This window comes from Aurantiacibacter suaedae (assembly GCF_005434915.1).
GTDB classification, from domain to species: domain Bacteria; phylum Pseudomonadota; class Alphaproteobacteria; order Sphingomonadales; family Sphingomonadaceae; genus Alteraurantiacibacter; species Alteraurantiacibacter suaedae.
The window spans coordinates 1-14,797 of sequence record NZ_SKCG01000005.1; the positions used below are offsets into that span (position 1 = coordinate 1).

A 14,797-nucleotide genomic window follows, 5' to 3' on the forward strand; every position below is an offset into this window, starting at 1 on the left:
GGCTTAAAATATGCATGAAAACATTAGGATATCGCTAACGGTATTCGCTCAGCACGCAGCACGAAAGACTGTTTCTATAGCTTCGGCGTGCGCCGCGATTTGGGCGGTAGATTATGTCCGCAAAGGAGGGGCGGTTGCTTAATGGCAGCTTTTCGCGATCGGAGTGCTGTTATCCGCCAGTCTTGAACCGGCCCAGTTCGAGCCGGTCAGCTTTGCGCCCCTATTCTGTTGAAAAAGTCTCGCTTGCGGTCGGCGTAAAGTCGTGATTCAGTTTCCGTGAGCAAGCGGAGACGTAGCGATGATGGGCGAGCGGACGGTGATTCAGGGGGCGCTGTTCTACAGCTTCCGCATCGAGGATCACGTGCCGGGCGATCACCTGCTGCGGTCGATTGATAGGTTTGTCGATCTGTCCGGCATCCGCGAACATTTAAAGCCGTTCTACAGCGAGACCGGACGGCCCTCGATCGATCCCGAGCCGATGATCCGGATGCTGATCATCGGCTATTGCATGGGCATCCGATCCGAGAGGCGGCTGTGCGAGGAGGTTCACCTGACCCCCGCCTATCGCTTGCTCTGTCGGCTCGACCTGGATGGCGCGGTGCCCGATCACTCGACCTTCGAAGAATAGGCACGGCCGGTTCCGCGACAGCGATCTGTTACGCGAGCTGTTCGAGCTGACCGTCGAGCGCTGCATGGCCGAAGGGCTGGTCGGTGCCGAGGGCTTCGCGGTCGATGCCAGCCTGATCCGCGCCGATGTCCACCGCCAGCGTTCGCGAAGGTCTTCCGTCCGAAGCCATCAGACGCGCGGTTGCCGAGTATCTTGAAATGCTCGACGATGCCGCGTTCGGCGGGTCGACGCCGGTAACGCCCACCGGCACGGTGATGAACTGGCGTCCATCGACCTCGAAAATCGCAGGTAAGCCCTCGGTCGCCGCATCGAAGCGGTACTCCCACAGGACTGCCCCGGTATCGGCATCGCGCGCGCGGAAAGCCCGGTCCGTCGCGGTGCCGACAAAGAGGAGGCCGCCGGCTGTCGCCACCGGGCCGCCGCGCGGCGTCTGCGCGCCAACGCCAGTGATACCCTGTTCCTCCAGCGTCATGATCTCGCCATTGGGGATCCGCCAAATCTGCTCACCAGAATTCATGTGGTAAGCAGTGAGGAAAGAGAACGGCGGCTTGATCGCCACCATGCCGTTCGACTGCAGCAGGAAATTGGTCGGCCTGCGATAAGGAATAATGTCTTCACCCTCCCCATTAGGCATGGCGTCTTTCGCTTCCGGACGACGATCGGCCACAAGATTGACGAGCAGAGGAAGTTCGCGGCTGACGACGTAAATGCGTTGCCGCTCGGGATCGGAGGCGACATTGCCCCAGTTCGCCCCGCCATTGGCGCCGGGAAAGCTTATGGTTCCACGCGTGCTTGGAGGGACATAAGGCCCTTCGCCCCAGCGCGAGATTTCGAACAATTCGCGCAGGGCCTGCTGATCTTCTTCGGGCAGCAGCGGATTTATGTCGTCCGGCTTGAAGCTCATGCGCGTGTAGGGCAGCGGCCAGGTCGGGATCGGCTGTGTGGGGGAGGCCTTCTCGCCCGGAATGTCGGATGCGGGAACCGGTGTTTCCACGATCGGCCATACCGGTTCGCCAGTTCGACGGTCCAGCACGAACAGCCAGCCCTGCTTGGTCGGCTGAACCAGAACCGGGATGCGTTCGCCCATTGCAGCGCCGCCTTCAGGACCGCCGCTCTTAGTGATTGTCATCAGCTTGGGCGCCGTGGGCAGATCGAAATCCCAGATGTCGTGGTGCACGGTCTGATAGTGCCAGACACGGTCGCCGGTCTCGGCATCGAGCGCAACAATCGAGTTGGCGAACAGATTGTCCCCTTCGCGATTGCCGCCGAAATAGTCGTACCGTGCCGTGCCGTGCCGGTGGGAATGTAGACTAGGCCCAGCTCGCTATCGACCGTGCTTTCCGACCAATTGTGCACGCCGCCGAAGAGGCTGCGATCAGGCGTGTCGGGCCAGGTGTCGGCACCGAACTCCCCTTCGCGCGGAACCATATTGAAGGTCCATTTCAATGCGCCGGTCACCACGTCATACGCATGGATGTTCGCTGGCGCAGACGCGTAATCATAGGCGCCTGCTGGCAGGGAGACGATAATCGTATCACGATAGATGCGGCCCGGATTGTCTGTCTGCAGCGGCCCACCCGGTGCCGTCACATCGGCTGGTAAAGCATCGCGCAAATCGACGCCGCCGTCAGTGCCGAAGTCTTCAATCACCTGGCCTGTTGCAGCATCCACTGCGCGAAGCATGCCATTGTTGATTACCAACAACCGCTCATCCATGCCATCGTCGCTGCGCCAGTAATTAACGCCGCGCGCGCCAATGCGCCCTTCCAGCTCGCTACGCCACAACTCGGCGCCCGTCGCAGGATCGAGCGCCGCGAGTTGCCCGCTGCCGTGAAGGACATACATCCGCCCGCCTGCAACCACCGGATCGAAACGCGGCGGCTGACCCTCGCCGGTGGGATATTCCCAGGCCACTTCCAGTCGGTCGACATTCGACCGGTCGATCTGGTCGAGCGAGGAATATTGCGCGCTGTCCGCCCCGCCCAGATAGGCATCCCACCCGGCGTAGTCGAAGTCCTCAACCGGCAAAGCTTTTGACTCTGCGCCGATGACCGGCACTTCGGCGACAGTGGCGCAAGCGGAGAGCAAGGCAATCAGCCCCACCGAAGACAGCGATTTTTTCATCCCGTACTTTCAGCGGGTTTGGCCAGTTCGGCGCGCAAGGCGTCTGCCAGTCGTGCGGCATCGAGCGTGTCGGGATAGTGCGCGCGGTATTGGAATTGTGGGTCCATCAGATAGGCGAGCGAGGAGTGCGGCATATCGTAACCTTCCGGATCGCCGGGGTCAGCCACCCTCGTGGCGAACACCTTGAAGGCAGTGCGCATTGCCTCAAGGTCTGGCTTGCTGCCGGTCAGCCCGGTGAAACGCGGCCAGCGGTCTTCGAGAAAGGCGCGCATCACATCGGGCGTATCACGCTCCGGATCGATGGTGACGTAGAGTGGCTGAATGGCTGCGGCCTGCTCGCCAAGCAAGTCAAGCGCCTCCGACAGACGCGTGAGGGCGCGCGGGCAGACCATCTTGCAATGGGTAAAGCCGAAAAAGATCAGCGCAAAGCGACCGCGGTAACTGGCCTGGGTAACAGCCTTTCCGAAATGGTCGGTGAGCGCAAAATCGCCTCCAATCCTGACGCTGTTCAAGACCCGCTACCTTGCACCAGCTGCAGATCGGTTTGCGCATCGATGGTCAGCCTCAGTTCGATGCTATCCCCCTCGCCGGTGGTGAAGGCTTTGCCATCGCGCAGGATTTCGCAAGGGCCACCACCCGGATTGGCAAGGAGGAGCCTGGCATCCACTTTTTCTTCAATTGCCGGGCGCAGCGTCAGCGAGAGCATGTTCTGCTGCTCATCATACCGCGCCTGCAGCACGTCCAGTTCGAACGGACATTCGGCCAAATGTGGCTGGCGAAAATGCTCCTTTCCCCAAGGATGGTTGTACAGCTTCCAAAGCCCGTCGGGCACATTGAGCCGGGCATATCCGGCCAGCACATTGCCCGTCAGCGGTTCGACGAAGGTGAGATTTCCCTCTTCGTCATAGCTGCGGTCGTTGCGCGGGTAGTACAGCCCGCCCTTCTCCCATGAGGGATTCATGTACTTGTCGGCATGCGCAAACATGGCAAACAGCGTTTCGCTATCGCCAAGCTCCGAAAGCCACATCAGGACTGTTCCGAAATCCGGAGTGGACCACTGCACCGCCAGTTCATCCAGTGCGGCATCCTTGCCAGCCTCCTCGTAAGACTCCGCAGTACCGGGCAGCATGGCCAATGGCCGCAGCGAGACGGTGCCGTCCTCAGCCGTCTTGAGCGCGTGGTAAACCTGGCTCTGGCGATGCTCGCGCACAAAATCGCGGTTCCACGCATGCATGATCGCGCCGGTGTGGGAGTCGGTCGCGGGCCCGCCCGGGACCAACACGTTCTGCCGCACCATCAGCATCATCGGCATGGTGCCGGGACGGTCCAGCGCGTCGCGGTCCTGCCAGGCCTGCCGATAGCCCGCAGCAGCCTCTTCGGCGATGCTCGTGCCCTTGCGAATATCGTGGAAGCGGAAGCCCAGCATAGGAAACTGGTTGCACACAAGGAAGATGCAATTGGGCTCGCACGCGACGCCCAGCCAGCCGTTCTCGACCATCTGCCAGTAGATGATGTCGTTGATCGAGGAGAAGTCGTAGCTGAACTCCATTTCCTCGCCCACGAACAGCGGAGAGTGGCGAATGGTGAGTCCGCCTTCGCGCTCGTAGCGGTCATCATCGAACAGCACGCCGTACATCCCGGCCATGGCATGGAGGTGACCGGAATACATGATGTTTTCCTTGACCACCGGATCGTGCCACTGCTCGCGGCGCTCCTCGAGATCTGGATCGATGCGTTTGTCGGACTGGCTCGCTTCGTACCAATAGCCCCAGACCTCGCGCCGACGCATCTTGCGGATCGCGGCCTGCATTGCTTCCTTGAAAACGCAAGGTGCGGCAGGCAGGTGGTGGAAATGCGCCAGACCCAGCGCATAAACGATGTGGCCTAACTGATAGCGATAGGAGGACAGGCCTTCCTGCCCGGCCTCCATCGAATCCATGTGCGACCAGTCGCCATCGGGCTGTGCCATCAGATTGCGCATGTGGCGGATGTGGCCCGCCTGCTTGTCGGTCAGCATCGGCTCAGATCTCGGTCAGTTCGTACAGCATCGAGCGGGCCGGCTTCGGCGAGTAGTTGGGCACATCGGCACCGGCTGCCGCGGCCTCGGGCGTCGCCAGGGCGGCCATCAACGCCTCCTTGCTTTCATAGTCTGCTTCAAACACGCAAAAACAATCGAGATCGCCGTTGATCGTGATGTCTGGCGCAAAGGCATAACCGCGCCGGATCGCTCCCGGCACATTTGCTCCGAGCGGCAAGTGGACATCAACGAAATAGCGTTTGAACTCTTCGGGATCGTCGGGCCACGGGTAAAGATTGATGAGGCGGTACATGGAGCAGTCCTTTCAGAAGATGCAGCCGGGTCAGAGGCGTTCAACAATCGACGCACCAGCGAGGTTGATATCAAGCCGCATCCAGCTTTCCTGGATTTTCTCGCGCACCGGCAATTGATGCCAAGGGTCGAGATCTGAGACGCCGGTGTAGTGGCAGTTTCCTTCGCCCAACCACGAGAACTTGGGACGGCATTCGAGCTCGCCCAGAACCAGCTCGGCCAGCGAATATGGTTCATCGGGCTCGGGGCTTTGTATGACGCGCAGGTTGAGCCCCCTCAGCATGAAGCTCTCGGGCATTTCCATCGGGCTGAGACCGCGGAACACACCGGTCATGATCCTTAAGCCCTGCGGCCGTTCGTAAGACATACCGACGAGGTCTTCGTGCTTGTCGAAGGCAATGTGGCCGATCTTCTTGGGAAAACCGTAGCCTTCGCGGCCAGCCATCAGAGCAATGCTCTGGCTGACGCCCGCCTGAGTGAAGTAGGCGTATTCCTCGCCGTCATAGAGCACGTTGATACATTGCAGGATTTCGCGATAGGGACCGCCGGTGCTCCATTCGTAATCCGCGAAGATCAGTCGGACATGCGTCGGGTCGGTCAGTTGGAGCTGTTCCGGCACGATGGCAGCGGCTGCTTCCGGATCGGTTCGGTATTCGAACGTGTACCAGTCCGCATTGCGCCAGTAGGATGGCTTCTCGACATAGGCGGCCGATTGGACCGGCATGGTGAGGCCGAACTGGTCCTTAGTGAGCCTACCCTGCATACCCTCTCCTCACTGACGTTTTTGTTAGTTTATTCTGCCGCTTCGACCATGTCGGGCCTCGCGGCGGTTACGCCGGGGGAACGGCTTGGCGGAAACACCTCGACCGGCGTGCCTTCCTTTCGCATCAGATCTGCCATCAATTGCCGGAACATCGCGGGGCCCTTGTCGGCATCGATCCACGCCATTCGTTCGCCCGGATGGTGATCGATGATGCCCTGCTGCGCCTCGATCATGTCGAGGTCTTCATCGAAGGCGGCACTGGCCACGGCCCACATGCCTTCCGCTTCCTCATCGGTCACATCCACCTTGCGCGGACCGGAAGAGAAGAAATAGCGCGTCGAACGCTCGGTCATCGGAGTGACCGCCTGGCAACTGATATTGTCGCTAAGCGGTTCAACGTCGGCAGGTGGGGTGCCAAAATTGCATTGCTCGGCTGTTCCTGCCGGATAAGTCGCCACGCGCGAAATGAATACGCCCGGCACAACGTAATCGAGCCGCGACCATACATCGCCCGTCCCGCCCGCCTTTGCCTGAATCACCGCACGACCGAAATCGCCAACACGCCAGTTTTCGTAGCGCACGCCGGTCTCGATCCGCTTGCCGGCGGAGCCACCCGCAGACTGGCCGGTCTTCTTGTCCTCCGGCTCGCCCTCTGGCGGAGCAGCCAGTGTTTTCTCGTGCAGGAAGCCGACATGCGAAAGATCGAGCAGGTTGTCGCTTATCAGCGCATGATGCGCTTCGTAATCGAGTTGGCCGGTCTTGAATCGCCGGGCCGGATCGTCGAGGTAACTGCAATCGGGAATGGTCGAGGGATCCGCCAGCGCCGGTTCCCCCATCCATATCCACGCCCACTGGTGCCGCTCGACCACCGGATAAGGTTGCAGGCACAGCTGCGGAGAGAATTTTTCCTGAGCGGGCACCTCGACGCAATTCCCCTCCGCATCGAACTTTACGCCGTGATACATGCAGCGCAACTCGTCGCCTTCGAGCCGTCCTTTGGAGAGCGGAGCCCAGCGATGCGGGCATCGGTCGGGAAGCGCAGTGAGCTTGCCGTCCTGCTTGCGAAAGAACACCACCGGCTCGCCGGCGATTGTGCGTCCGGCGAGATCGCCCACTTCGAATTCCGTCAGCCAGCCGGCGACGTACCAGGTGTTCTTCAGGAACATTGCTATACCTCTCCTGCTCGCTTCCTTTGGAAAGACCGAAGGCTCATGAAATGCTCGCTATTGCGAGCCATGCCCATGTACTGCGCTCCCTAAGAACTGATCGCTACTGATCTTTCTGGCGTCTCCAGACAGCACCCAACCAGTTCCCACTCGTATGTCGACTCCCAAGCCGTCTGCCGGAGGGTAACAAGAGAGCAGGAGCTCCGCCAGCCAAATATATCACTTGCATCTCAGTTGCAGGGCATTGATAGTTTGGCAGTGACCGCCGGACATCTTCTCGCGACGGGCCAGCCGGGAAATGGAAGCCCATCGAGGACGTAGTTGCGGAAAGCCTCATGAAAGTTGCTACAGCGCTGGCCGGTCATTAGCCGCGGACTGGAATACAACCGCGACCAGCCGGAATGACCGCCAGGTATTAAGAGGCGTCAACAGCAGCATCGCCGTTACCTCAGATAGATCGCTTCCTTGTCAGATGACGGTCAGTGAGCCACACGCGCCCCATGGAGAAAGATCAGCACTTGGCGGGGGATGACGAGACATTGGTCACGCGGGCCTACCGCGCGATCGAAGAGCTCATTGTTACCCAGGACCTGCAGCCCGGCGCCGCGGTCTCGGAAGGATATCTTAGCAAAAGGCTTGGCATCGGACGAACACCTGTTCGTGAAGCTCTTCATCGCCTTGAACGAGAAGGGCTGGTTCTCATTTCTCCCCGCCGAGGGATATTCGTAACCGAGATCAGGGTCGATGCGCAGCTAAGGTTGCTTGAAGTGCGCCGCGAACTCGAGCGCTTGCTAGCGCGGCGTGCCGCTTCGTTTGCCAGTGCCAGACAGCGTTCGACCTTTGGCCAGCTTTCCGTCGAGATGAGGCAGGCTGCAGCTAGCGGCGACGAGATCGAATTCCTACGCCTCGATCTGCGCTTTAACAAATGGCTCATGGAAGCATCGGACAACGAGTACGTCAGTGCCGCCATCGGGCTCATGTCCGGTCTCTCAAGGCGCTTCTGGTACCGGTATTTCGATACTCTAGGCGACTGGCCGAAAGCGGCATGCCTTCACGCCGCTATTGCCGATGCGATCTCGCAAGGGATGCCGGATGCCGCCGAAGCTGCGTCGGACGAGCTCATGGATTATCTGGAAGAGTTGACGCGAGCCGTTTTCGAGCAAGGCCGATAAAGGCGCATAGTTCCTCGTCTATTTTTCCAGTGTCCGGTGCTCGCGCGCTTCGGCTAGAGACCAAATTCGCGTAGTCCTGACCTTTTAACAGATAGTCCGTGATCGGCCCAGTTGCTGCCGGGAAGCGGCCGTAGACCAGGCTGATCAGACTGGCGGCAGCGTGATTTGCCACATGGTTTGGTTCCCATCTTTGGACTCGAAGGGGCACCACTGCTGGTCAAGGATGCTAACTGCGCCCTTTTGGTGCAGCGTGCCGAGAGCGGTTCCTTTTGCCAGCACTCCTTTCAATCCGCCGATCGGAATTGCCCCTTTCGACGCTGTAACGGTGTAGTCACCGTTGGTTTCCGTTCAGCCGGAAGCATGTCAAACCACCTCCGGGTCCAGCCTTGCGGATAGGTTTTCCCATCGCTGGCGCGTAGCGAGTGGAGCAAACGCAGCAGCGATCCCGAAAGGCCTTTCACCATCCCTTCGACTCCCATAGACTTGGAGACGATGCACCAACTTGATCTCAGAAAATTCGCGCTTACCAGCATTTGCCTGCTGCTGGCCGCCTGCGCGAATGCCGAGGATGAGCGACCCGCCGAAGAAGTGCCGGTGATTGCACAAGAGGTGCGCTTTGTTCCCGAACTTTCGCAAGTCGAGGCGATCGGCACTGCGCGGGCGGCGACTTCCGCCGAACTGTATCCTGAAACTGCGGGCCGCGTCACCCGCGTGCTGTTCAGAGCGGGCGACTATGTGCGCGGCGGCGCGGCGCTGCTGCAACTCGACGACCGGTCCGAGCGGCTTGATGTCGAAGCCGCGCGCGTTTCGGTGCGCGAGGCGAACCAGCTGCTAGGCCGCTATCGCAGGATCGAGGATACCGGCGCCATTTCCGAAAGCCAGATTGAGGCGGGCGAGACCGCGCTCGCCGCCGCGCAGGTCGCGCTGCGACAGGCGCAGACAGCGCTGGCCGATCGCACGGTTCGCGCCCCGTTCTCAGGCCATGTCGGACTGACCGAGATCGATGTGGGCGACCGCGTCAATGACGCCACTCCCATTACTCAGATTGACCAGCGCGGCACGCTCTATGTCGATTTTCCCGCGCCCGAAGAGGTCTTCGCCAACCTCAGCCCGGGCGGCACGGTCGAGGTGACGCCATTCGCAGAGCCTGAGCGCACGATAGAGGCCGAGGTCGTTGCGACCGACAATCGGGTATCGCAGAACAGCCGCGATTTTATCGTGCGCACTGCCATCGCCAACCCCGACGACAAGCTGCGCCCCGGCATGAGTTTCCGCGTCCAGTTCACCCAGCGCGGCACGATGCGCCCCTCGGTTCCCGAGCAGGCGATCGTGTGGGGCGGAGAAGGATCGCACCTGTTTCTGGTGCGCGACGGCAAGGCGCTGCGCGTGCCCGTCACCATCACCTCGCGCCGCGATGGCCGGGTGTTCGTCGACGGACGGATTACTCGCAACGACCGGGTGATCGTGGAAGGCGTGCAGAAGGTGCGCGACGGGCAGGACATCCGCGTCGTCCCCCAGGCGCGCCAGCCCGAGCAGGATGTCCGTGTTAACACGGCGCCCACGCGCGGCCGCGATGGCGACTAGGTCCGATCTGCCCATGCTGGCGGTCAAGCGGCCGCTGCTGATCGGCGTGCTCAACCTGCTGATCGTGATGGCAGGAATCGCCGCGCTTGTCGGCGTGGAGGTGCGCGAGCTGCCCAATGTCGACCGGCCGATCGTCTCGGTCACCACCACCCTGCCCGGCGCCGCACCCGAAACGATGGATGCGGAGGTCACCAGCATCCTGGAAGATGCAGTGGCGCGCGTTTCGGGCGTGCGCCAGATCAGCTCTTCGAGCGAGGAAAATAATTCGCGCATCCGGATCGAGTTCAATCCCGGCGTCGACCTCGACACCGCGGCAACAGACGTGCGTGAGGCCGTCAGCCGCACGCAGCGCGACCTGCCGGAGCGGGTCGAGCAGGTGACTGTGGTGAAGGCCGATCAGGATGCGCAGCCGATCATGACGCTGGCGGTTCTGAGCGATGCCTATGATCAAGCCGAACTGACCCGGCTGGTCGACAACGACATCATTCCCGAACTGCTGACTGCCGAGGGCGTGGCCAGCATCGAACCGTTTGGCGCGCGCGAGCGGCAGATGCGCGTCGCGGTCGATCCTCTGCGCCTCAACCGCTTCGGGCTGACGCTGACCGATGTCGCCGATGCGCTGGAGAATGCCCCGTTCGACGTGCCGGTCGGCTCGTTCCGCTCCGACGCGCAAAACCTCGTCGTGCGCGCCGATGCCAGTGCGACCGAGCCCGAGCGGATCGAAGGCGTCATCATCAGCGGCAATGTGCGGATCGGCGATGTCGCGCAAGTCGGCTTCGCGCCCGCCAATGCCAGCAATTTCGTGCGGCTGGACGGGCGGCCGATCATCGGCCTGGGCGTGGTGCGGCAGGCCAGTTCCAACACCATCGAAATTTCGGACTCGATCCAGCAGGCGGTCGAGCGGGTGAACCAGCGGTTCGACGATGTCGAAGTCGAAATCGTCTCCGACGACGCGGAATTCATCCGCATTTCGGTGCGCGAGGTGCTGCTCACGCTCGGCTTTACGGTGCTGGTGGTGGTCGCCACCATGCTGATCTTCTTCCGTGCCTGGCGACCCACGATGGTCCCCAGCACGACCATTCCCGTCGCGCTGGTGGGCGTGATCGCGGGCATCTGGCTGATGGGCTTCTCGATCAACCTGCTGACCCTACTGGCGCTGGTGCTGGCGACGGGGCTGATCGTCGACGACGCAATTGTGGTGCTGGAAAACTGCCAGCGGTTGCAGAACAAGGGTCTGGGCAGGCGCGCTGCGGCGGTTGTCGGCACGCGGCAGGTGTTCTTCGCAGTCGTCGCGACCACAGCCGTGCTCGTTTCCGTCTTCGTGCCGATCAGCTTCCTGCCGTCGGAGACCGGCCGGTTGTTCCGCGAATTCGGCTTCGTGCTGGCGGTCGCGGTGATTCTGTCCAGCTTCGTCGCGCTGTCGCTGGTGCCCGCGCTCGCCGCGAAGTTCGATCTGACCAGCAGTGAGGCGGACGGCGATGAAACCGGCAAGAGCCGCCTGTCGCGCTTCGGCACCGCCGTCACGGATCGCTATAATCGCCTGCTGAAGCGCGCGCTCGACGCGCCGCGTGCGATGATCATAGGCTCGGTACTGGTCGCGGGGCTCGCCGGGTTTCTTTATACCCAGCTCGACAACGAACTGGTGCCGGACGAGGATCGCGGGGTCGTCACGGTCGATGCGACCGGCCCGGACGGCGTCGGTCTCGCTTTCATGGACCGCGAGCTGGACGAGATCGAGCAGGTGCTTCAGCCCTATCTCGACAGCGGCGAGATCGAGAGCACATTTTCTATCGTCGGCCGCTACGATCCTAACCGCGTGCGCGTGACCGCGCAATTGGCCGACTGGGGCGAGCGCGATCGCAGCCAGACCGAAATCGTGCAGGACCTGAACGGTCCGCTCGCGGAAATTCCCGGATCGCGCACCAATGCGCGCGGGCGCGGCACGCTCAGCTTCGGCGGCGGGGGCGAAGGGTTGGAGGTTGCGTTGACCGGCCCTGAGTACGACCGGATTTACGCAAGCGCTGATGCGCTGGCGACCGCGATCGACACCCAATCAGCCATCCTCTCCAACGCCGAAATTTCCTATCAGCCGACCCAACCGCAGCTTTCGGTCCGGATCGATCGGCAGCGCGCGTCGGACCTCGGCGTCGATCTCGACGACCTGTCGCAGACGCTGCGGGCGATGGTGGGCGGTGAGGAACTGGTCGATCTCAACGTGGGCGATCAGGCGGTGCCGATCTTCCTCACCGCGCAGACGGTGAGCGTGACCAACCCCAATGACCTGCGCAATCTCTATGTGCGCGGATCGAGCGGTGACGCGGATGGCAATAGTCTGGTGCCGTTGTCGGCGCTCACAACGATCGTGGAACAGGGCATCGCCGCCGAACTCGACCGGACCGAACAGCGCCGTGCAATCGAGGTCGATGCCGACATCGCAGCGGGCACTCCCATGCGCGACGCGGTCGACGAGATCGAGCGGCTGGCCGAGGAGACGGTGGCGGAGGATATCGACATGCTGCTGCAAGGCGATGCGGAAAGCCTGGAGGAAAGCTCCAATGCGCTGGCGCTGACCTATGGCTTTGCCCTCGCCATCGTCTTTCTGGTGCTGGTCGCGCAGTTCGAAAGCCTCACCAGCGCGTTGGTGGTGCTGCTCACCGTGCCCTTTGCGCTTGCCGCAGCGGTGTTCGCGCTGTTCCTGTCGGGCGTGTCGCTCAACATCTATTCGCAGATCGGGCTGGTGATGCTGATCGGTCTGATGGCGAAGAACGGGGTGCTGATCGTCGAGTTCGCGGACCAGTTGCGCCACCAGGGCCGCAGTGTACGCGAAGCGGTGGAGGAAGCCGCCGCGATCCGCTTGCGCCCGATCACCATGACGCTGATCTCCACCGTGATCGGCGCGCTGCCGCTGATCCTCGCCAGCGGAGCGGGGGCCGAGGCACGCCAGTCGATCGGCTGGGTAATCTTCGGCGGGCTCGGCATAGCGAGCATCTTCACTCTGTTCCTCACTCCCGTGCTCTATCTCGCCATCGCCCGCTTCGGGCAGCCGCGCAGCGTCGACCTCGCCAAGCTGCGCGAGGAGATCGATTCGCTGGACGAGGACATGACGGTGGCGCCCGCATGATCCGCAGTCTCACTCTCCTGTCGGCCGCGATGGCGCTGTCGGCCTGCGCATCGCTTGATCCCTATCCGGTCGATCGTCCAATCGTCGCGCCGCAGGCCTATGCGGGCGACCTGCCGCCCAGCGGGGTGGCGGAGAACTGGTGGCAGGGATTCGGCGATCCGGTGCTCAACGATCTGGTCGAGCAAGGCCTGGCCGCCAATCTCGATATCGCCATCGCGCGCGACCGGTTACGTGCGGCGGATGCGCTTCTGCAGGCGGAACGCGCTGATCGTCTGCCTCGCCTCGATGGCGCAGCTGACGCGGCAATCAGCTTGGGGACCTACGATAGTGATTCCGCCAGCATCGGCCTGCTGGGCACGTTCGATCCGGATATCTCGGGGCGTCTCTCGGCGCAGATCCGTGCCGCCGCCGCCGACTATGCGCAGGCGGAGTACATCCTCGCCGATCAGCGCAGGCTGGTCGCCGCCGCTATCGCGGCGCAGTATATCGAATATCGCCGCACCGGCGCGCAGCTGGAACTGCTCGCGCAATCGACCGAATTGCAGGAGCGTACGCTCAGGATCGTGACGCTGCGGTTCGAGGCAGGTCTTGCCGCCAATCTCGATGTACGCCGCGCGGCGGCCGACCTCGCGCAGACGCGCGCGCGGCGCGGCCTGATCGAGATTGCGCGGGCGGGCGCAGCCAACCGGCTGGCAATCCTGCTGGGCCAGTCGCCGGGGCTCTTCACTCCGCCGCCTGCACCGGGCCAGCACACTATCCCTGATTACGCCGGCGGGCCGCCAGCGGGCACGCCTGCGGACCTGCTCCGTCGGCGGGCCGATGTGCTCGCGGCCGAGGCGGCGCTGCTGCGCGCCTCGGCAATCGTCGGGGTCGAGCAGGCGGACCTGCGCCCCTCGCTGACCATTCCGGCAGGCGTGACGCTGGGCGATGGCAGTATCGGCGGCATCCTCGACGAATTTATCGCCAGCATCGGCGCTGCGCTCGATCTTCCGCTGTTCGACGGAGGCCGCAGGCGCGCCGAAGTTGATGCCGCGCAGGCCGAGGCCGACGCGGGCTTCGGCGAGTACCGCCTGACCTTCCTCGAAGCGCTGGGCGAGGTCGAAAACGCGCTCGTCGCGCTCGATGCCAACGGCCAGCGAATAAATGCGCTAGGCGAGGCCATCGAGCAGAGCGAAGCGGCGCTTGAACAGTCGGACGCGCTTTACCGCGAGGGCCTGGCGACGCTGTTCGACGTGCTGGATGCTCAAAGACAACTCATCGCGAGCCGTCAGTCGCTGATCGACAGTCAGGCCGCAGTTGCGACCTCGTTCGTGTCATTCCACGCGGCAATAGGCGCGCCAGATGGCCAGGCTGTTGGCAGGTCCTCTTGATGGACACGATACGCCCACAATCCGCCTAAAGTGGATTTCGCCAGTCGCCCGTCACGTAGCGCCCAAGCGACTAACCGCAAATCGATGACGGTCGGTTTCGCCGCAGCCTCGTCGGAAAGGCTGTCCCGGTAAGCATGTCAAACGGAGAGGCGGCGGCTCGACACAGACAGGAATAGGTCAACGAGCCCCGCATTAGGCCCTTCAAGATGCTGGTCCCGCTGTGTCCATAATATCGTTGGTCGATGTTGCCCACCCCTGACGGCTTTGACTCCCGTGGTCGGCTTTATATTCCTTGCAACCAGCATAATGCGAGCCGCAGAGAACCGCTCTGGCCGACAACAGCATTAGCTGTCACCCTGCGGGAGCATTGCCTCGAGCGAAAGGGACTGCCGGAGGTATGTATGTGTTATCGTGGGGAGGCTGGTTGCGGGGGTTGGATTTGAACCAACGACCTTCAGGTTATGAGCCTGACGAGCTACCGGACTGCTCCACCCCGCGTTACCGTGTTTTGCCTCAGGCGCCTGCGGGTCCATACGGCCC

10 protein-coding genes, 1 tRNA gene and 2 pseudogenes are annotated in these 14,797 nt (G+C 62.3%); 5 read left to right on the top strand and 8 right to left on the bottom strand.

The genetic code is table 11. From position 1 onward, the window contains the following. Nucleotides 1-298 precede the first annotated feature (298 nt). Nucleotides 299-870, top strand: a pseudogene (locus E0473_RS15165) (transposase); the annotation flags it as partial. Between the two features lie 71 nt (nt 871-941). Here the strand turns inward: E0473_RS15165 and E0473_RS15770 are convergent. The 7 genes and pseudogenes from E0473_RS15770 to E0473_RS15200 form a co-directional block, all read right to left on the bottom strand. Continuing rightward, a pseudogene (locus E0473_RS15770) lies at nt 942-1,871 on the bottom strand (outer membrane protein assembly factor BamB family protein); the annotation flags it as partial. After that, nucleotides 1,757-2,752 carry an outer membrane protein assembly factor BamB family protein gene (locus E0473_RS15175; protein ID WP_137681769.1) on the bottom strand — a complete coding sequence of 332 codons (996 nt, stop codon included), beginning with the start codon at nt 2,750-2,752 and terminating at the stop codon, nt 1,757-1,759. The gene E0473_RS15175 and the pseudogene E0473_RS15770, both read right to left, overlap by 115 nt. Next, complete coding sequence (locus E0473_RS15180; protein ID WP_137681770.1) at nt 2,749-3,264, bottom strand: SCO family protein; 516 nt, start codon at nt 3,262-3,264, stop codon at nt 2,749-2,751. Before E0473_RS15180 ends, E0473_RS15175 begins: the two co-directional genes overlap by 4 nt. Beyond that, nucleotides 3,261-4,769: a linalool dehydratase/isomerase domain-containing protein gene (locus E0473_RS15185; protein ID WP_137681771.1), complete on the bottom strand. Its 1,509-nt coding sequence runs from the start codon at nt 4,767-4,769 to the stop codon at nt 3,261-3,263. The genes E0473_RS15180 and E0473_RS15185 overlap by 4 nt, the downstream gene beginning before the upstream one ends. A gap of 4 nt (nt 4,770-4,773) precedes the next feature. Further along, nucleotides 4,774-5,082, bottom strand: a complete 309-nt coding sequence (locus E0473_RS15190) for an EthD family reductase (protein WP_137681772.1) — start codon at nt 5,080-5,082, stop codon at nt 4,774-4,776. Nucleotides 5,083-5,112: 30 nt separating this feature from the next. After that, complete coding sequence (locus E0473_RS15195) at nt 5,113-5,844, bottom strand: acetoacetate decarboxylase family protein (protein ID WP_137681773.1); 732 nt, start codon at nt 5,842-5,844, stop codon at nt 5,113-5,115. 29 nt (nt 5,845-5,873) lie between these two features. Continuing rightward, entirely contained in the window at nt 5,874-7,010 is a 1,137-nt protein-coding gene (locus E0473_RS15200) for an aromatic ring-hydroxylating oxygenase subunit alpha (RefSeq protein WP_137681774.1), read from the bottom strand. 500 nt (nt 7,011-7,510) lie between these two features. On the opposite strand from E0473_RS15200, the gene E0473_RS15205 reads away from it, so the two are divergent. From E0473_RS15205 to E0473_RS15220, 4 genes are all read left to right on the top strand, one after another. Further along, nucleotides 7,511-8,182: a GntR family transcriptional regulator gene (locus tag E0473_RS15205; RefSeq protein ID WP_137681775.1), complete on the top strand. Its 672-nt coding sequence runs from the start codon at nt 7,511-7,513 to the stop codon at nt 8,180-8,182. A 492-nt stretch (nt 8,183-8,674) separates the two neighbouring features. Further along, entirely contained in the window at nt 8,675-9,766 is a 1,092-nt protein-coding gene (locus tag E0473_RS15210) for an efflux RND transporter periplasmic adaptor subunit (protein ID WP_137681776.1), read from the top strand. Further along, a complete protein-coding gene (locus E0473_RS15215; RefSeq protein WP_137681777.1) occupies nt 9,756-12,887 on the top strand; it encodes an efflux RND transporter permease subunit in 3,132 nt (1,043 codons plus the stop codon). Before E0473_RS15210 ends, E0473_RS15215 begins: the two co-directional genes overlap by 11 nt. Continuing rightward, entirely contained in the window at nt 12,884-14,257 is a 1,374-nt protein-coding gene (locus E0473_RS15220; protein WP_137681778.1) for an efflux transporter outer membrane subunit, read from the top strand. Before E0473_RS15215 ends, E0473_RS15220 begins: the two co-directional genes overlap by 4 nt. Before the next feature lie 421 nt (nt 14,258-14,678). Here E0473_RS15220 and E0473_RS15225 read toward each other — a convergent pair. After that, nucleotides 14,679-14,755, bottom strand: a tRNA-Met gene (locus E0473_RS15225). Nucleotides 14,756-14,797 lie beyond the last annotated feature (42 nt).

Bases quoted from the DNA above. Each gene is read 5' to 3' on its own strand.
- E0473_RS15175 (WP_137681769.1), bottom strand. From the start codon at position 2,752: ATGAAAAAATCGCTGTCTTCGGTGGGGCTGATTGCCTTGCTCTCCGCT.
- E0473_RS15185 (WP_137681771.1), bottom strand. From the start codon at position 4,769: ATGCTGACCGACAAGCAGGCGGGCCACATCCGCCACATGCGCAATCTG.
- E0473_RS15190 (WP_137681772.1), bottom strand. From the start codon at position 5,082: ATGTACCGCCTCATCAATCTTTACCCGTGGCCCGACGATCCCGAAGAG.
- E0473_RS15195 (WP_137681773.1), bottom strand. From the start codon at position 5,844: ATGCAGGGTAGGCTCACTAAGGACCAGTTCGGCCTCACCATGCCGGTC.
- E0473_RS15200 (WP_137681774.1), bottom strand. From the start codon at position 7,010: ATGTTCCTGAAGAACACCTGGTACGTCGCCGGCTGGCTGACGGAATTC.
- E0473_RS15205 (WP_137681775.1), top strand. From the start codon at position 7,511: ATGGAGAAAGATCAGCACTTGGCGGGGGATGACGAGACATTGGTCACG.
- E0473_RS15210 (WP_137681776.1), top strand. From the start codon at position 8,675: ATGCACCAACTTGATCTCAGAAAATTCGCGCTTACCAGCATTTGCCTG.
- E0473_RS15215 (WP_137681777.1), top strand. From the start codon at position 9,756: ATGGCGACTAGGTCCGATCTGCCCATGCTGGCGGTCAAGCGGCCGCTG.
- E0473_RS15220 (WP_137681778.1), top strand. From the start codon at position 12,884: ATGATCCGCAGTCTCACTCTCCTGTCGGCCGCGATGGCGCTGTCGGCC.